We start from the raw sequence: 18652 nt of genomic DNA, 5'->3' as shown, positions 1-18652 counted from the left end.
AAAAGTCAGGCTGTAGGTAACAAGCTCTACTATTTCTCAAGCGAGATATTTCATCGAGCGGAGAAATCAGTAGGCTTGTAGCCGTAACAGTCTGGCTTTTTGTATTATTTATTTAAATTAGCCTTCTACTGAGTAGTTAGGAGCTTCCTTTGTGATGTGAATATCATGTGGATGAGATTCCTTAAGTGAAGCAGCAGAAATCTTAACGAACTTTCCACGCTCCTGAAGCTCTGGGATAGTAGGGCAACCACAGTAACCCATACCTGAACGGATACCACCGATGAGCTGGAAGATAACGTCTTCAAGGCTTCCCTTGTAAGCAACACGTCCTTCAACTCCTTCAGGAACAAGCTTCTTTGCACCTTCCTGGAAGTAACGATCCTTTGAACCGTTTTCCATAGCTGCAAGAGAACCCATACCACGGTATACCTTGTACTTACGACCCTGGAAGAGCTCGAATGAACCAGGAGCTTCATCACATCCTGCAAACATTGAACCCATCATACATACTGAACCACCAGCTGCAAGAGCCTTTGTCATATCACCTGAGTACTTGATACCACCATCAGCGATGATTGGAATACCGTATTCCTTTGCAACTTCGTAGCATTCCATGATTGCAGAAATCTGTGGAACACCAATACCTGCAACAACACGTGTTGTACAGATTGAACCAGGTCCAATACCAACCTTAACAGCATCTGCACCAGCCTCAATAAGAGCGCGAGTGGCATCGCCAGTAGCAATATTTCCTGCGATAACCTGAAGATCAGGGTAAGCAGCCTTAACTTTCTTTACAGCATCGATAATGTTCTTTGAGTGACCGTGAGCTGAATCCATAACGATAACGTCAACCTGAGCGTTAACTAAGGCTTCAACACGTTCCATCATATTTCCAGTGATTCCAACACCAGCACCACAGAGAAGACGACCCTGGTCATCCTTTGCAGCGTTTGGATATTTAATCTGCTTCTCAATATCTTTAATTGTGATAAGTCCCTTGAGCTTGAAGTTTTCGTCTACGATTGGAAGCTTTTCTTTACGAGACTTTGCAAGGATTTCCTTTGCTTCTTCTAAAGAGATACCTTCCTTTGCAGTGATAAGACCTTCTGAGGTCATTGATTCGCTAATTTTTTTAGAAAAGTCAGTTTCGAATTTAAGGTCACGATTGGTGATGATACCGATAAGTGTGCCGTCTTCCTTTGTGATAGGTACACCTGAGATTCTGAACTTACCCATAAGTTCGTTTGCTTCAGCAAGTGTGTTGTCTGGTCCTAAGAAGAATGGGTCAGTGATAACGCCGTTCTCAGAACGCTTAACTCTGTCTACTTCTTCAGCCTGAGCTTCGATAGACATATTCTTATGGATGATACCGATACCACCCTGACGTGCCATAGCGATTGCCATGCGGGATTCTGTAACAGTATCCATAGCAGCACTCATCATAGGAATGTTGAGTTTAATTTTTTTAGTTAAGTTAGTGTGAAGATCAATAAGATTTGGAGTTACTTCCGAATACTGAGGAACCAGTAAGACGTCGTCGAAAGTAATGCCATCACCAATAATCGATGCCATAAAACAACCTCTCTTTCTTTAATGAACATAAATTTTTTAAAATTATATTTAACAAAGTTCCGTTAGTCAATAAAATTATTTGAATAAATATGCTGATTTTTTGCTATTGGAAGAAAGTTTTTTTGACATGTAACTCCATGAAAGACAAATGTCCGCCTGTGAGGATAAAAACAAAAAGATTTTACAATTTTGTACTCTAAAATAAACAGAAATGATACCTTGTTCTGTTGAAAAAATTTTTCATTAGTTCTATCATAAAATTACGACATTGTGGGGTTGGGGCCGGTGTTATATTCTCCAATCCTAGTAACTATAAAATGTCCTATATAATAAGGAGGATTTAAAAATGCCAAGAGCAAAACAGTCTATGGATGGTAACCAGGCTGCAGCACACGTTGCTTATGCGTTTACAGACGTCGCTGCTATTTACCCTATCACACCATCCAGCCCAATGGCCGACTTTGTTGATCAGTGGTCAGCAGCAGGCCTTGAAAACATTTTTGGAAATCAAGTAAAGGTTGTAGAGATGGAGTCTGAGGCAGGTGCCGCAGGTGCCGTTCACGGTTCACTTGGTGCAGGTGCACTCACAACTACATTCACAGCTTCACAGGGTCTTCTTCTTATGATCCCTAATATGTACAAGATCGCTGCAGAGCAGCTTCCTTGTGTATTCGATGTATCAGCTCGTACAGTTGCTACACAGTCACTTAACATCTTTGGTGATCATTCCGATGTTTACGCTTGTCGTCAGACAGGTTTCGCTATGTTATGCGAGACAAATCCACAGGAAGTTATGGATCTTGCTCCAGTAGCTCACCTTGCAGCTATCGAGGGACATGTTCCAGTACTTAACTTCTTTGATGGTTTCCGTACATCTCACGAGATTCAGAAGATTGAAAAGTGGGATTATGCAGATCTTAAAGAAATGGTTAACATGGATGCAATCGCAGAGTTCAGAGCTCGCGCACTTAATCCAGAGCATCCTACAATGCGTGGTTCACACGAAAACGGAGACGTTTTCTTCCAGCATAGAGAAGCTTGCAACACAGCTTATGATAACTTCCCAGCAGTTGTTCAGAAGTACATGGACAAGGTAAATGCAAAGCTTGGTACAGATTACAAGCTTTTCAACTACTATGGTGCTGCTGATGCAGATAGAATTATCATCGCTATGGGTTCTATCAACGACGTTGCAGAAGAGGTTATTGATTACCTCAACGCACACGGCGAGAAGGTTGGTGTACTTAAGGTACGTCTTTACAGACCATGGTCTTCAGAGGCATTCCTTGCTGCTCTTCCAAAGACAGTTAAGAAGATTGCTATCCTTGATAGAACAAAGGAGCCAGGTGCTCTTGCAGATCCACTTTACCTTGATGTTGCTACAACACTTCGTGAAGCAGGTCTTAACGATATTACAATTTGTGGTGGTAGATATGGTCTTGGATCAAAGGATACTCCACCTTCATCAGTATTCGCTGTATACAAGGAACTCGAGAAGGATGCTCCAAAGGCTAGATTTACAATCGGTATCGTAGATGATGTTACTAACCTTTCACTTCCAGAGGTTAAGCCAGCTCCTATTACATCAGCTCCTGGTACAAAGGAGTGCAAGTTCTGGGGTCTTGGTGGTGATGGTACTGTAGGTGCTAACAAGAACTCTACAAAGATCATCGGTGACCACACAGATAAGTACATCCAGGCGTACTTCCAGTATGATTCAAAGAAGACTGGTGGTGTTACAATTTCTCACTTGAGATTTGGTGACAACCCAATCAAGTCTCCATACTATATCAACCAGGCTGACTTCGTTGCTTGCCACAACCCAGCATATGTTACACAGGGCATGAAGATGGTTCAGGACGTTAAGCCAGGCGGAGTATTCATGATTAACTGCCAGTGGTCAGATGAGGAGCTCGAGCAGCACCTTAACGCTGAGGCAAAGAAGTACATTGCTGACAACAACATTCAGCTTTACACAATTAACGCTATCGACAAGGCTATCGAAATCGGTATGGGTAAGCGTACAAACACAATCCTTCAGTCAGCTTTCTTCAAGCTTGCTGATGTAATGCCTATCGACCAGGCTGTTGAGTACATGAAGGCAGCTGCTAAGAAGTCATACGGCAAGAAGGGTGACGATGTTGTACAGATGAACTACAACGCTATCGATGCTGGTGTAGATGCTGTACATAAGGTAAATGTTCCAGATTCATGGAAGAACCCTACTCCAGACGCTCCTAAGGCTGAGCTTGAGGGTCGTCCAGAGGTTGTTAAGATGGTTAAGAACCTCCTCGAGCCTATTTCAAAGATGGATGGAGATTCACTTCCAGTATCTGCATTCTCTGAGAATCCAAACGGACAGTTCGAGCTTGGTGCTGCAGCTTACGAGAAGCGTGGTACAGCCGTAACAGTTCCTACATGGGATGAGACAAAGTGTATCCAGTGTAACCAGTGTGCATTCGTATGTTCACACGCTACAATCCGCCCATTCCTTCTTTCTGAGGATGAGGTTAAGGCAGCTCCAGCAAACATTAAGCTTGCTGATACAAAGCCAAAGGCTTCTGAGTACAAGTACACAATGTCTGTATCTCCACTTGACTGTATGGGATGTGGTGAGTGTACAACTGTATGTCCAGTTGGTGCTATCACAATGGTTCCACAGGCAGAAGAAGCAGACGAGCAGCCAGTATTCAACTACTTAGTAGCTAATGTTGGACGTAAGGATGCAGCAGGTTCTGACCTTACAGTTAAGGGTTCTCAGTTCAACCAGCCACTCCTTGAGTTCTCAGGATCATGTGCAGGTTGTGCAGAGACTTCATACGCAAGACTTATCACACAGCTCTTTGGTGAGCATATGTATATTTCAAACGCTACAGGATGTTCTTCAATTTGGGGTGGTCCTGCAGCTACATCACCATTCACAGTAAACAAGGATTCTAAGAAGGGTCCAGCATGGTGTAACTCACTCTTCGAGGACAACGCACAGCACGGTTTAGGTATGGAAGTTGGACAGAAGTACCTCCGCGAGCGCGCTATCGAGTCTGCTAAGAAGGCAGCTGAGGCTGGTTCTGCAGAGCTTAAGGCAGCATTTGCTAAGTTCGAAGAGACAATCAACAGCACACGTGAGAACGGTGCAGCAACAGACGTACTCGTAGCTGAGCTCGAGAAGAACGGTTCTGAGGACGCTAAGGCAGCACTTGCTCTTAAGGATTACCTCGCTAAGAAGTCTGTATGGATCTTCGGTGGTGACGGTTGGGCATACGATATCGGATTCGGCGGTCTTGATCACGTACTTGCTTCTGGTGAGAACGTTAACGTTATGGTATTCGATACAGAGATGTACTCTAATACAGGTGGACAGGCTTCTAAGGCTTCTAACATCGGTGAAGTTTGCCAGTTCGCTGCATCAGGTAAGGAGATGTCTAAGAAGTCTCTTTCTGAGATCGCTATGTCATACGGCTATGTATATGTAGCACAGATAGCTCTTGGTGCTAACATGGCTCAGGCTGTTAAGGTTCTTGCTGAGGCAGAAGCTTACAACGGACCTTCACTTATCATCGGATACGCTCCATGTGAGCTTCACGGTGTTAAGGGTGGTATGAACCACTGCCAGGATGAGATGAAGAAGGCTGTAGAGGCTGGTTACTGGAACCTCTTCTCATTCAACCCAGATCTTAAGAAGGAAGGAAAGAATCCATTCACTCTTACTTCTAAGGAAGGTGACTACAGCAAGTATCAGGACTTCCTTGCAAACGAGACACGTTACTCTCGTCTTACAAAGGCATTCCCAGAGCGTGCTGAGAAGCTCTTCGCACTCAACGAGGAGACAGCTAAGGAGCGTTACGCTCACCTTAAGAAGTTAGTAGATCTTTACTCATAAGATTTAACTTTTTACCCCGCACAGAAATGTGCGGGGTTTTTTGTTGCGTTCTTTAACGGTGTTTGATAAAATATAACTATATATTGTGGTATGTAATAAAATCATATATCAAATCTTGCTATTTATAGGAGACAGTAGCAGACAATCTCTTAGGTTTCTAAAGCGAAGCATTCTTCGCTGAGCGTAGAAACACTAAGGATTGTAAGCGTAACTGTCGGACTATGGATTAGTATACTTTTAGGGAGGGTTTTATGAAGTGTCCTTTTTGTGGTAGTAATGATACTAGCGTAATTGACTCAAGACCTGCAGATGACAACACATCAATCAGACGTAGACGTTCATGTCCAGAGTGTGGCAAGCGTTTTACAACATACGAAAAGGTAGAAACAATTCCTTTGATTGTTATCAAAAAAGATAACAATCGTGAGCCATACGACAGAACCAAGATTGAGAAAGGCGTTCTTATTGCATGCCGTAAGCGTCCTGTTGCTGCAGCTCAGATTTCAAAAGTAGTAGACGAAATCGAAACAGAAATCTTTTCGTTAGAAGAAAAAGAGATTCCTAGCACAAAAATCGGAGAGATTGTTATGGAACATCTTGAGACGGTTGATCCTGTTGCTTATGTGCGTTTCGCATCAGTTTACCGTGAGTTTAAGGATGTTGATACATTCATGGATGAGTTGAAGAGGGTATTGGATAAATAAACTCATTTAGTAGAAGGGGTTAAGTATTTGCTTATCTGGCCGATATAAGATATGTAAGCAAATATGGAGAGTTATTTTTAATGAACATTTCAGGAATTCGCCCATCAATTGGGTTTTATGATCAAAATTCCATAAGAATAAGGCCTGAACTTAGTTCAATGTCTGTTGAAGAAACTGTTACAGACATTCCTGAGGAGTCTTCATCAGCTTCAGTTACTGAAGAGGACATTGCAGCCGCTAGAAGCAATCAGACATTTGGTTCTTACGATTTTGCTACTCAGTACAAGCCAGGCACTGTATACGATATGAAGGGATCCGATAGTGATATCAAATCACTTGATGTTGAAAAAGCAGTTAGTGATATGGAAAAGGATTCAGCAATTCATCGTTATCAGTATTTCGTAGCTAATAAAGCTACATCAACTTCAGAGACTACACCAGTCAGAGGAACGGAAAATTTCTCATTATAATAGCATTTTATGAGCACATCAATTGATGTGCTCTTTTTATTGTGCTAAAATCGAGCCTATGAGTAAAAGAAATTTATATCCAAAAGACTATATTAAAAGCACATACGATATCGACTTTGCTAAATTATACGAAGAAGGATATCGTGGAGTTATTTTTGATGTGGACAATACACTTGTACCACATAATGCACCAGCGGATGATAGAGCAAAGGCTTTATTTAAAGAACTTCATGAAATAGGCTTTCAGGCGTTGCTTCTATCTAATAACAAAGAACCAAGAGTAAAGACCTTTAAAGAGGCAGTAGAATACTGCACATATATCTATAAGGCAGGCAAGCCAGGCACAGCTGGCTATAAAAAGGCTATGGAGCAGATGGGAACAGATGTTACAAGCACAATCTTCGTAGGAGATCAGATTCTCACAGATGTGTGGGGCGCTAATCGTGCAGGCATTCGTTCAGTAATGGTTCAGCCAGTTAAAAAATGGCACGAAGAAATCCAGATTATCTTTAAAAGATTTTTGGAAGCCATCATTCTTCTTGGTTATAAGATTTATAAATTATATGGAACAGACATAAATAAAGTACCTACTAAAAGTTCAAAAGGAGAATAAAAATGAAAATCGTAATTGCAAATGATCATGCAGCTGTAGATTTAAAAAAAGAGGTAAAGGAATATATTGAAAGCCTTGGACATGAGGTTATTAATATAGGAACAGATTCAAACGAAAGCTGTCATTATCCAGAGTACGGTGCAAAGGCCGCTCGCATGGTTGCTTCAGGAGAGGTTGACTTGGGCGTTCTTATCTGCGGTACAGGTGTTGGTATTTCACTTGCAGCCAACAAAATCAAAGGCATTCGTTGCGGCGTTTGTTCAGAGACTACAACAGCTCGTCTCATCCGTCAGCACAACAATGCAAACATGATCGCTTTTGGCGCTAGAATCGTTGGAAGCGAGCTTGCAAAGGATATTGTAAAGAGCTTCTTAGAGGCAGAATTCGAAGGCGGCGGAAGACATCAGACAAGAATTGATATGATAACAGCTATTGAAAATGAGGCTTAAGTCTGATATAATTTGTCAGTCTGCGTAGTATAACGTACATAAAAGACTTTATAGTCTACCTATATATATGTTAGAGGAGGAATATTAATAAATGAACGTACAGGTAGAAAATCTTGAAAAGAACATGGCAAAGCTCACTATCACAGTTGATGCAGCTGAGTTAGAAAAGGCTATTACAAAGGCATATAATAAGCAGAAAAACAGCATCTCTGTTCCTGGTTTCCGTAAGGGAAAGGTACCACAGAACATGGTTGAAAAGATGTATGGTGCAGAGATTTTCTATGAGGACGCTGCTAATATTATTATGCAGGATACATATCCACAGGCTTATGACGAGTCAAAGCTTGATATCGTATCTCAGCCAAAGATTGATATTACTCAGCTCGAAAAGGGCAAGGACTTCATCTACACAGCAGAAGTTGCTGTTAAGCCAGAAGTTAAGCTTGGTAAGTACAAGGGTGTATCTGTAACAAAGATCGATTCAAAGGTTACAGCTACAGAAGTTAACAACACAATTAAGGCAGAGCTTGAGAGAGCTGCTCGTACAGTTACAAAGACAGGCAAGGCTGCTAAGGGTGACACAGCTGTTATCGATTTCGAAGGCTTCATCGATGGTGTTGCATTCGAAGGTGGTAAGGGCGAGAACTATGACCTTGAGCTTGGTTCAGGTTCATTCATCCCTGGTTTCGAAGATCAGCTTATCGGCCACAAGGCTGGTGAGGATGTAGACGTTGAGGTTACATTCCCTGAGAACTATCAGGCAGAGAATCTTGCAGGTAAGCCAGCAGTATTCAAGTGCCACATCCACGAAGTAAAGGGTAAGGATATACCTAAGCTTGATGACGAGTATGTAGCAGATACTACAGAGTTCGAAACAGTAGAAGAGTACAAGGCTTCTGTTAAGGAACGTCTTGAGAACAATAAGAAGGCAGAAGGCCGTCGTGCACAGGAAGACGAAGCTATCGCAAAGATCGTTGAGGATTCAGAGATGGAAATCCCTGATGCAATGCTTGACTATCAGGTAGAAAACATGATCAACGACTTCGCTAACAACATGGCACAGCAGGGTCTTTCACTTCAGCAGTACATGCAGTTCACAGGTATGACAATGGATTCATTCCGTGAGCAGGTTCGCCCAGATGCACTTTCACGTACACAGTCTTCACTTGTACTTGAGGCAATTGCAAAGGCGGAAAACATCGAAGTAGCTGATGCTGACGTTGATGCTAAGCTTGAGGAAATGTCTAAGCAGTACGGCATGGAGCTTGATCAGATCAAGAACCTTGTTGGCGAGTCTGAGAAGGAGTCTATGAAGAAGGATATTGCTATCGAAAAGGCAATCGAGCTTATCATGGACAACGTTAAGGAATCTGCTAGAAAGAAGGCTACAAAGAAGGCTGATGATGCTGAGGCAGATGCAGCTGAGGAGAAGCCAGCAAAGAAGACAACAGCTAAGAAGACTACTACAAAGAAGACAACAAAGAAGGCTGATGACGCAGAATAATTAGTGTCTGACATCTTATAAAAGTATTAAAATTTTGTAAAATCAAAGACATTAGATTTAAAAACATATATAATATCCTTGTGTTGAAAAACATTTAGGAAGTTAATACACTAGCCTGAGCATACGCTCGGGCTAGGTTTATATTCGAAGGAGGACAAAAATGGCTACAATTCCTTATGTCATTGAACAGAATTCTCGTGGAGAGCGTTCTTATGATATTTATTCACGTCTTTTAAAGGATCGTATCGTATTTTTAGGTGAGGAGGTCAACGAAACTACAGCATCTCTTACAGTTGCTCAGCTTCTTTTCCTTGAGTCAGAGGATCCTAGCAAGGATATTCATCTTTACATCAATAGCCCAGGCGGTAGCGTTACAGCTGGTATGGCTATTTACGACACAATGCAGTACATCAAGTGTGATGTATCTACAATCTGCATCGGTATGGCAGCTTCTATGGGCGCATTCCTTCTTGCAGGTGGACAGAAGGGCAAGCGTTTTGCACTTCCAAATTCAGAGGTTATGATTCACCAGCCACTTGGCGGAGCTAAAGGACAGGCTACTGAAATCGAAATCGCTGCAAAGAACATCTTAAAGACTAGAGAAAAGCTCAACCGTATGCTTGCTGAAAACACAGGAAAGCCATACGAGCAGGTTTGTGCTGATACAGAGCGTGATCATTGGCTTGATGCTCAGGAAGCACTTGATTATGGTCTTATTGATGAGATTATTACAAAGAAGAACTAATTCACCGATATATAGTTAGTAGGGGTAGTTAGAGTTTAAAGAGGTAATTATGGCAAGAAACGATGATAGAGTTCGTTGTTCTTTCTGCGGAAAGACACAAAATCAGGTTCGCAAGCTTATTGCAGGACCAAATGGTGCATTTATCTGTGACGAGTGCGTAGATATCTGCCAGGAAATTATCGTAGAAGAGTTAGACGACTTCGGTCCAGCTCCTGAGACTGATTCAATTGAAATCAATCTTCAGAAGCCAGAGGACATGAAGGCTTTTCTTGATCAGTATGTTATTGGTCAGGACGAGGCAAAGAAGGTTCTTTCTGTAGCGGTATACAATCATTACAAGCGCATCATGGCTAATCCAGATGACATCGATGTTGAGCTTCAGAAGAGTAACGTTCTTATGCTTGGACCTACAGGTTCAGGAAAGACTCTTTTGGCGCAGACATTAGCACGTGTACTTGGTGTTCCATTTGCGATTGCGGATGCAACAACACTTACAGAGGCCGGATATGTTGGTGAGGATGTTGAAAACATTCTTTTAAAGCTTATTCAGGCTGCTGATTTTGATGTTAAGAAGGCAGAAATCGGTATCGTTTATATCGATGAGATTGATAAGATTACAAAGAAATCAGAAAATGTTTCAATCACACGTGATGTTTCTGGTGAAGGTGTTCAGCAGGCACTTCTTAAGATTATCGAGGGTACTGTTGCAAATGTTCCTCCTCAGGGTGGACGTAAGCATCCTCAGCAGGAGACAATTGCTATCGATACAAAGAACATCCTATTCATCTGCGGTGGTGCATTTGAAGGCTTAGATAAAATTATTTCTCAGCGTACAGATGTTAGCCAGATTGGTTTTGGCGCAGATGTTAAGGATAAAAACAATCAAAAGGTAGACGAGCTTCTTCAGCAGGCTCTTCCACAGGATTTCATTAAGTTTGGTCTTATTCCTGAGTTCATCGGACGTGTGCCAATTAATGTATCCTTAAATGAGCTTACAGAGGACGATATGGTTCGTATCCTTAGAGAGCCAAAGAACTCTCTTACAAAGCAGTACCAGGCATTGTTCAAGATGGATGGCGTTAAGCTTGAATTTGAGGACGAGGCACTTCGCGAAATCGCAAAGAAGTCAATCGAAAGAAAGACTGGTGCTAGAGGACTTCGCGCTATCGTTGAAAGCGTTATGATGGACTACATGTATCATGTGCCATCTGATGAGTCAATCACAGAAATCACAGTAAACAAAGAAATGGTTGATAATAACCTTCTCCTTATCGACAAAGATGCAGAAGCAAGCGTTGTTTCAATCGAAGATAAAAAGGAAAAGAGTGCATAATGGTTATCAGATCATGCAATCTTGAAACAGTGTGCGGCCCTACATCCACACTTCCAAAGAATGATTTACCTGAGGTAGCATTCGCTGGCAAGTCAAATGTAGGGAAGTCGTCACTTATAAATGCGGTAATGAACCGCAAATCACTTGCCAGAGTGTCAGCTCAGCCTGGAAAGACACAGACCATAAATTTCTACAATATCAATGACGAAATTTACGTAGTGGACTTGCCGGGCTATGGTTTTGCTAAGGCTTCTGAAAAGGAGCGTGAGAGATGGGGCAAGATGATAGAGACCTATCTGAACACATCGGATATGATTCGAGCTGTGTTCCTGTTGGTAGATATCAGACACACACCATCGGCAAACGATAAGCAGATGTTCGAGTGGATGGCCTATGTAGGCTACGATCCAATCGTCATTGCCACAAAGGCAGATAAAATCAAACGTAGTCAGCTAGATAAGCAGATTAAAATTCTTAGAGAGGGGCTTGGAGCTGACAAAGATACAATAATTGTTCCATTTTCATCACAGACAAAGCAAGGACTTGATACAATCCAGGATTTCTTAGATCAGGTCATTGAAAACGAAGCAAGTCTCACTGATGTAGAGGATCTCGATTAATGAAGAAAAGCAAATATTTATTTGTGCTACTACTGCTCATCTCTATTAGTGTGGTGCTGCTGTGTGGCACATTTTTTTATGTAAAACTAAATAACAAGGAAAGTGATGATTCTGAACTTCTTGTAATGACCAGCTGTAATCCTGTATATCTTGCCACTATCAATGTAGTTGGTGATGCAGAAGGAGTTACAGTTCAGAATCTTTCTCAGCCTACCACAGGATGCCTTCACGATTACACCCTCACCACAGAGGATATGAAGAATCTTTCGAAAGCAGATGTTCTTATTGTAAATGGCGGTGGCATGGAAGGATATTTGGAGGATGTTGTAGAGGCATATCCTAATCTTCCTATTATTGATACATTCGAGGCTGTAGAGGAGGATTATCCTGTAATCATTGAGGAGGAAGCTGAAGAGGAAGAAGACCATAGCCATGGTACTTCAGAAGAGCATCATCATGATGAAGGTGCTAATAGCCACATTTGGATGAGCGAAGAAATCTACGCTGGTCAGGTGCAGGCTATTGCAGATGGATTAGCAGCTTTGGATTCAAGCAATGCCAGCGTCTATGCTTCAAATGCTGATACATTCATCAGTGTGATGGATTCACAGATAGATAACCAGGGTCTGGATGAGACTCTTTCCGGTGCTAATGTTGCAGTGCTTCATGAAGCTTTTGCTTATACAGCTCAGTCTCTTGGAGCCAATATAGTAGCTACAATGGACCTTGATGAAGAACGCCAGGTAAGTGCAGGTGAGGTCAGTGACTTCATTGATGCAATCAATGAAAACAATGTGCAGGTTGTATTTGCAGAATACGATTATGGCCATGCCATGGGTGAGCTTATTACAGAGCAGACAGATGCTAAGGTAGTTTATCTTGAGACATTAGTTCATGGCGATTATAGTGGCTTGGATTATATCACTGTATTAAATAAAAACTACGCTGTAATTAAGAATAGTTTGTAGTATATAAGGAAAAATATGAAGAAAATTATTCCATGTGGTTTCCACTGTATAAAATTTAATAATTTGGGCGTGTCATTTGGTGACCAGCAGGTCCTTAGCAACATCAATTTGCATGTACACTGTGGAAACATGACTGCTATTATTGGAAGAAATGGAGCAGGTAAGTCCACATTAGTGAGAGCAATACTTGGTGAGGTTCCATACACTGGAGAGATTCAGTTCAAAAACAAGATGAATGGAACCATGCAAGGCTTGAAGATTGGCTATGTACCACAAAGTGTAAATATCGACAGAACGACACCACTTTCAGTATATGATTTATTCCAGTCCTTCACTGGCAAGCTTCCTATTCTCTTCAGAAACAAAAAAGAGCACGACCATGTAAAGGAAGCATTGGCAGAGTTTGATGTGGCTGAGCTTATTGACCAGCCAGTAGGTACACTTTCAGGTGGACAGCTTCAGCGAGTGCTTCTTGCTATGGCTGTGCATGATACACCAAATCTTTTGCTTTTGGATGAGCCTGTGTCAGGTATTGATAAAAATGGTATGGATGCTTTCTATGAAAAGATGAGATATTTAAAAGAGACTCACGATTTGGCAATCATCCTTGTAAGCCATGATTTAGACTATGTATATAAGTATGCAGATAACGTCATTCTTATAGATAAGACAGTTACAGCGGCGGGCAAGCCAAAGCAGGTGTTTGAGACAGATGCTTTCAAAAGTGTCTTTGGCAAGGGTGCCACAGGAGAAGTGGAGGTGAATGCAAATGTTTAATGAAATGTTTTCATACGCCTTCATGGTAAGAGCGACAATCGCAATCCTTTTGATTTCTCCATTGTTTGGAATGGTAGGCACAATGATAGTGCAAAAGCGTATGGCATATTTCAGTGATGCGCTTGGCCATTCAGCACTTACCGGTATTGCGGCAGGTGTTATCATGGGCATAGCTAACACTACAGTTTCCATGATTATATTTGGAATCTGCTTTGCATTGCTTCTTAATTACATCAGCAGAAAGGGCCTTAGCTCTTCAGATACATTGATATCAGTATTTGCAAGCTGTGCCACAGCTCTTGGCCTTGCTATTTTATCAAGAGGCGGAAGCTTTGCAAATTATTCAGCTATATTGGTAGGAGATATCTTATCCATTACCTCAGCTGAAATCATCCAGCTAATTGTACTATTTGTAGTAATTCTTGTTTTTTGGTGCATCAGTATCAACAGACTTACTGCAATCAGTATTCATGCTACCCTCGCAAAGAGCCGTAGCATTTCAGTGCGAGTAATGGAAGATGCATTTGCAGTGCTTATAGCACTACTAGTAATGCTTTCTATCAAGTGGGTAGGTATTCTACTTATTAATGCTCTGCTGATACTTCCAGCTGCTAGCAGTCGCAACATCTCTGAAAACTTCAGAGAGTACACATACCTTTCAATGATATTTAGTATTTTCTCTGGTGTGGCAGGCTTGTTTGTATCATACTTCACAGACATGGCCACAGGCCCAATGATTGTAATCATCGCCAGTGTGATTTACTTTGCAACATACATCTATGGAAAAGATAGATAATTTCTTTATGACTTTTCGGTGAAAAACGGTTACAACTGAAAAATGATGTTATAATGGTGATACAGATAGCGGGAGAGCTTGCTGTATCACCATTTTTTGTAACGAGATAATAATTTTTTAAAAATTTCTTCAAAAAGGGGTTAAGTTTCAGAATAAGCTTCCGATATAGTCTGTGTAAGGGTCAAATAGAGCTCTTAATCCAGATATTTAGAACTGAAATAAAAATTTATAAAAAAATTTCTAAATAGGGGTTAAGTAATTCGAAAATTGATCCGATACAATATTTGCAAGCGGTAAATGAAACGGATTTCGTTTATCCAGGTTAACACATCATAATCACATAACTTATATTTCGGACCAGGACAAGGATGTTAAGGATCGGATAATCAATAATCTTTTTCTATTTATCTATTGCAATCGCAATAGGATTTTTTCATGCACAGGATATTGAAAATTGAATACTAGTTTTAGGGCTTAAAGTGCATACTACTATCCGTTAATGAGGATAATAATTTGCGGCATGTCGCGCGAGTGCTGTAATTATTATAGATGTAATTTATTAACAATTTGAGTGCAAAGGCACTTCTCCCAGGAAAGGAATCTAGGGAGTATCTACAAGGAGGTAGAAATTTATGGTAGTACAACATAACATGCAGGCTGCTAATGCTTCAAGAATGCTTAACATCACAACTGGTAATCAGTCAAAGTCAACTGAGAAACTTTCTTCAGGTTACAAGATTAACCGTGCAGCAGATGATGCAGCTGGTCTTTCAATTTCAGAGAAGATGCGTAAGCAGATCAGAGGTCTTGATCAGGCTTCTACAAACGCACAGGATGGTGTATCTGCAGTGCAGACAGCTGAAGGTGCTTTAACAGAAGTTCACTCAATGCTTCAGAGAATGAACGAGCTTGCAGTACAGGCTTCAAACGGAACAAACAGTGAGTCTGATCGTTCTTCAATCCAGGACGAAATTAATCAGCTTACAACAGAAATCGACCGTGTTGCTGAGACAACAAAGTTCAACGAGACATACTTACTTAAGGGCGATTATGGTAAGAAGACAATCCAGATTAAAGCTCATGATGCAGGTCTTGATGGAACACTTACTCAGAACACAACAACAGCTACATTTACAGTTAAAGCTCTTTCAATGGGCGATAAGGTAACAATCGGTGGTACAGAGTACAGAATCGGTGTTTATGGTGCTGACACAGAAACTCAGCTTGAAAACGCTAAGACTATTCTTAATGGTGGTAATGACTTTGGTGTAGGACAGGTTGTTAAAATTGATGGCAAGTCATTCACAATGGTTGCATCTGGTAAAACAAATGTAGCTACTTCAGAGCTTGCTTTTGATGAACTTGAGAAGTTCGCAGGCAAAGGTTCAACAATTGAGTATAATGGTAAGGAAGTAACATTATTCAACGAACAGACAGCTGAAGGTGCTCACACAGGTGTTGATACTAAGGATTCTACTCTGATTTCACAGCAGAAGGCTTATGAGCTTATGGCTAATGAACTTAAGGCAGCATCTTCTATCGGCGCTAGCTCAGTAATTGCAGATCCTACAACTAAGGTTGGTACTGACTCTATGACAGCAGCAAATGCTAATATTATTACAAAGGCAGCTGATACTGATAAGGTTACATTTACAATGACAAAGGGTACAGCTGAAGTTCAGAAAGATCTTACATTCAATCTTCACGTTGGTTCAGATGCCGATATGACAAACAAGATTGGTGTTACAATTTCTGATATGAGTTCTGCTTCACTTGGTGTTGATGGACTTAACGTAGCTGATGCTACAGGTAAGGCTGCTACATATGCAATCGATGCTATCGCTGACGCTGTAGAGAAGGTATCTGCACAGAGATCTTCACTCGGTGCTATCCAGAACAGATTAGAGCACACAATCGCTAACGTAGATAACGTAGTTGAGAACACTAACGCTGCTGAGTCTCGTATCCGTGATACAGACATGGCTGATGAGATGGTTACATACAGCAAGAATAATATTCTTGCTCAGGCAGGTCAGGCAATGCTTGCACAGGCTAACCAGGCAACTCAGGGTGTACTTTCAATCTTAGGTTAATACTAAAGATAATTAATAGTTTATCTATTCGTTTCGCGCAGACTAGTTGAATAGCTAGTAAATTAGGGGACTTCCTTCGGGAAGTCCTCTTTTTTGTGAAAAAATTGTGTTAAAAATGTGAAAAAGGTATTGCTTTTTTCTCTGAAATGTAGATAATTATATTTGCTGATGAAAAGGAATTCACGGCACACTTTAATAACGAGACAGAATAGGTTTTACTTCTAAATTCTATTTTTTTTCGATTTGGGACAAGGATGTTATTAATCGAAACAGATATTTCAATTAATTAATTCCCATTTTTTATTTATTTTTATATTTGGTAGTCAAACAGGTGGCGCGCGTCTGTTTTGATTATAGATTAAATTTATTATAAGTGCAGGAAGCACTTCTTCTTCGAATGGACTCGGGGAAGCAACTACATGGAGGTAGAAAAAATGGTAGTACAACACAATATGCAGGCAATGAATGCCTCAAGAATGCTTAACATCACAGCAAATAATCAGGCTAAGTCAACAGAGAAGCTTTCATCTGGTTATAGAATCAATCGTGCAGCAGATGATGCAGCAGGTCTTTCAATTTCAGAGAAGATGCGTAAGCAGATTAGAGGTCTTGATCAGGCTTCTACAAACGCACAGGATGGTGTATCTGCAGTGCAGACAGCTGAAGGTGCTCTTACAGAAGTTCACTCAATGCTTCAGAGAATGAACGAGCTTGCAGTACAGGCTTCAAACGGCACAAACTCTGAGTCAGATCGTTCATCAATCCAGGACGAAATCAATCAGCTTACAACAGAAATCGATCGTGTTGCTGAGACAACAAAGTTCAATGAGACATACCTTCTTAAGGGCGACAATGGTACAAAGACAATCCAGATTGCAGCTCATGATGCAGGTCTTGATGGAACTCTTACACAGAACACAACAAAGGCTACATTCACTGTAAAGGCTCTTTCAATGGGTGATACAACAACAATCGGTGGAACAAAGTACACAATTGGTGTTGCTGATGATGATGGAAAAGCTGAAGATGTTGATGAGCAGCTTGCTAATGCAAGAAAGATTCTTGCTGGAACAAAAAATGATGGTACAGCAGAGAATTTTGCAGTAGGTACAGTTGTAAAGATTGACGGAAGCTCTTACACAATTACATCAGGTACAACTGATGAGAAGACAAAGATGCTTAACCAGGATAATTTAAAGGATTTTGCAAGTGCAGGTTCTACAATTGAGTACAATGGTAAGTCAGTTACATTGTTCAAGAATGTTGAAGATGGAGTTGATAAGGCTAACTCTACTGTAATCACACAGGAAAAGGCTTATAAGCTTATGGCTACAGAGCTTCAGGCTGCTTCTTCAATTGGTGCAGATAAGCCTATAACAGGTTCTACTAAACAGTTTGTACCAAAGTCTGGTACAGCTGCAGAATTGTCAGGTACAAATGCAAATGTTGTAAAAGCAGATGATGGTGACAAGGTAACATTTACTCTTAATAAGGGAACAGCTAAGGTTCAGCAGGATCTTACATTCAACCTTCACGTTGGTTCAGATGCTGATATGACAAATAAGATTGGTGTTACAATCTCAGACATGAGCTCATCATCACTTGGTATCAATGGTCTTAACGTAGCTGATGCTACAGGCAAGGCTGCTACATACGCAATCGATGCAATCGCTGATGCTGTTTCAAAGGTATCTGCACAGAGATCTTCTCTTGGTGCTATCCAGAACAGACTTGAGCACACAATTGCAAACGTTGATAACGTAGTAGAGAACACAAATGCAGCTGAGTCACGTATCCGTGATACAGATATGGCTGATGAGATGGTTACATACAGCAAGAACAACATTCTTGCTCAGGCAGGTCAGTCAATGCTTGCTCAGGCTAACCAGTCTACACAGGGTGTTCTTTCAATCCTTGGCTAATAGCCACTTTGGTTAATAAATTACATTACGGTTTTAAATTAGAGGCTTCGAAAGAGGCCTCTTTTTTGGTGTATAAATTATTTTTTATAATTTTTCTAAAGTTTGTAGAAAGTTTTCCGATAATTGTAGTAGATGGAAACAGTAAACAGATTGTTTTTGTTGTCCACCTGGGCAGTTATTTTTCATTATCGCGCGGAAAAGTG

General features: G+C 41.0%; 14 protein-coding genes and 1 pseudogene. 14 read left to right on the top strand and 1 reads right to left on the bottom strand.

The genetic code is table 11. The features are described 5' to 3' along the window. Positions 1-117: 117 nt before the first annotated feature. Positions 118-1575, bottom strand: coding sequence for an IMP dehydrogenase (gene guaB, locus T375_RS10790; protein WP_044938279.1), 1458 nt, complete (start codon positions 1573-1575; stop codon positions 118-120). Positions 1576-1921: 346 nt separating this feature from the next. Here guaB and nifJ point away from each other — a divergent pair, with 346 nt between their 5' ends. From nifJ to T375_RS10720, 14 genes and pseudogenes are all read left to right on the top strand, one after another. Beyond that, the gene (nifJ, locus tag T375_RS10785) at positions 1922-5455 is read left to right on the top strand and encodes a pyruvate:ferredoxin (flavodoxin) oxidoreductase (protein WP_044938276.1); all 3534 of its coding nucleotides are present in this window, start codon (positions 1922-1924) and stop codon (positions 5453-5455) included. 251 nt (positions 5456-5706) lie between these two features. Continuing rightward, positions 5707-6159: a transcriptional regulator NrdR gene (nrdR, locus tag T375_RS10780; RefSeq protein ID WP_033154531.1), complete on the top strand. Its 453-nt coding sequence runs from the start codon at positions 5707-5709 to the stop codon at positions 6157-6159. A gap of 80 nt (positions 6160-6239) precedes the next feature. After that, a complete protein-coding gene (locus tag T375_RS10775) occupies positions 6240-6629 on the top strand; it encodes a hypothetical protein (RefSeq protein WP_044938273.1) in 390 nt (129 codons plus the stop codon). 58 nt (positions 6630-6687) lie between these two features. Next, positions 6688-7242 (top strand): YqeG family HAD IIIA-type phosphatase, encoded by a 555-nt coding sequence (locus T375_RS10770; protein ID WP_044938508.1) that lies wholly within the window; start codon positions 6688-6690, stop codon positions 7240-7242. 2 nt (positions 7243-7244) lie between these two features. Continuing rightward, entirely contained in the window at positions 7245-7691 is a 447-nt protein-coding gene (rpiB, locus tag T375_RS10765; RefSeq protein ID WP_044938270.1) for a ribose 5-phosphate isomerase B, read from the top strand. Positions 7692-7782: 91 nt separating this feature from the next. Then, positions 7783-9105: pseudogene (gene tig / locus T375_RS10760) on the top strand (trigger factor); the annotation flags it as partial. 250 nt (positions 9106-9355) lie between these two features. After that, positions 9356-9940 (top strand): ATP-dependent Clp endopeptidase proteolytic subunit ClpP, encoded by a 585-nt coding sequence (clpP, locus tag T375_RS10755; protein ID WP_044938266.1) that lies wholly within the window; start codon positions 9356-9358, stop codon positions 9938-9940. Between the two features lie 46 nt (positions 9941-9986). Then, positions 9987-11273 carry an ATP-dependent Clp protease ATP-binding subunit ClpX gene (gene clpX, locus T375_RS10750; protein ID WP_090480295.1) on the top strand — a complete coding sequence of 429 codons (1287 nt, stop codon included), beginning with the start codon at positions 9987-9989 and terminating at the stop codon, positions 11271-11273. After that, positions 11273-11893 (top strand): ribosome biogenesis GTP-binding protein YihA/YsxC, encoded by a 621-nt coding sequence (gene yihA, locus T375_RS10745; protein ID WP_044938258.1) that lies wholly within the window; start codon positions 11273-11275, stop codon positions 11891-11893. Before clpX ends, yihA begins: the two co-directional genes overlap by 1 nt. Next, entirely contained in the window at positions 11893-12861 is a 969-nt protein-coding gene (locus T375_RS10740) for a metal ABC transporter substrate-binding protein (protein ID WP_049960414.1), read from the top strand. The genes yihA and T375_RS10740 overlap by 1 nt, the downstream gene beginning before the upstream one ends. Positions 12862-12876: 15 nt before the next feature. Beyond that, positions 12877-13638 carry a metal ABC transporter ATP-binding protein gene (locus T375_RS10735; protein ID WP_044938255.1) on the top strand — a complete coding sequence of 254 codons (762 nt, stop codon included), beginning with the start codon at positions 12877-12879 and terminating at the stop codon, positions 13636-13638. Beyond that, complete coding sequence (locus T375_RS10730) at positions 13631-14434, top strand: metal ABC transporter permease (RefSeq protein WP_049960413.1); 804 nt, start codon at positions 13631-13633, stop codon at positions 14432-14434. The genes T375_RS10735 and T375_RS10730 overlap by 8 nt, the downstream gene beginning before the upstream one ends. 632 nt (positions 14435-15066) lie before the next feature. Continuing rightward, positions 15067-16527 (top strand): flagellin N-terminal helical domain-containing protein, encoded by a 1461-nt coding sequence (locus T375_RS10725; RefSeq protein WP_044938252.1) that lies wholly within the window; start codon positions 15067-15069, stop codon positions 16525-16527. Between the two features lie 434 nt (positions 16528-16961). Then, a complete protein-coding gene (locus T375_RS10720; protein WP_044938504.1) occupies positions 16962-18449 on the top strand; it encodes a flagellin N-terminal helical domain-containing protein in 1488 nt (495 codons plus the stop codon). Positions 18450-18652 lie beyond the last annotated feature (203 nt).

The sequence above is a fragment of the Pseudobutyrivibrio sp. LB2011 genome (assembly GCF_000701765.1).
In the GTDB taxonomy this organism is placed as follows: Bacteria; Bacillota; Clostridia; order Lachnospirales; family Lachnospiraceae; genus Pseudobutyrivibrio; species Pseudobutyrivibrio ruminis.
Note: the sequence above shows the minus strand (reverse complement) of the source record. Positions and strands in the feature narration are given on the sequence as shown.

Coding starts and splice junctions, on each gene's coding strand:
- nifJ (WP_044938276.1), top strand. CDS start 1,922: ATGCCAAGAGCAAAACAGTCTATGGATGGTAACCAGGCTGCAGCACAC.
- T375_RS10770 (WP_044938508.1), top strand. CDS start 6,688: ATGAGTAAAAGAAATTTATATCCAAAAGACTATATTAAAAGCACATAC.
- T375_RS10740 (WP_049960414.1), top strand. CDS start 11,893: ATGAAGAAAAGCAAATATTTATTTGTGCTACTACTGCTCATCTCTATT.
- clpP (WP_044938266.1), top strand. CDS start 9,356: ATGGCTACAATTCCTTATGTCATTGAACAGAATTCTCGTGGAGAGCGT.
- T375_RS10735 (WP_044938255.1), top strand. CDS start 12,877: ATGAAGAAAATTATTCCATGTGGTTTCCACTGTATAAAATTTAATAAT.
- T375_RS10730 (WP_049960413.1), top strand. CDS start 13,631: ATGTTTAATGAAATGTTTTCATACGCCTTCATGGTAAGAGCGACAATC.
- T375_RS10775 (WP_044938273.1), top strand. CDS start 6,240: ATGAACATTTCAGGAATTCGCCCATCAATTGGGTTTTATGATCAAAAT.
- nrdR (WP_033154531.1), top strand. CDS start 5,707: ATGAAGTGTCCTTTTTGTGGTAGTAATGATACTAGCGTAATTGACTCA.
- T375_RS10725 (WP_044938252.1), top strand. CDS start 15,067: ATGGTAGTACAACATAACATGCAGGCTGCTAATGCTTCAAGAATGCTT.
- T375_RS10720 (WP_044938504.1), top strand. CDS start 16,962: ATGGTAGTACAACACAATATGCAGGCAATGAATGCCTCAAGAATGCTT.
- yihA (WP_044938258.1), top strand. CDS start 11,273: ATGGTTATCAGATCATGCAATCTTGAAACAGTGTGCGGCCCTACATCC.
- rpiB (WP_044938270.1), top strand. CDS start 7,245: ATGAAAATCGTAATTGCAAATGATCATGCAGCTGTAGATTTAAAAAAA.
- guaB (WP_044938279.1), bottom strand. CDS start 1,575: ATGGCATCGATTATTGGTGATGGCATTACTTTCGACGACGTCTTACTG.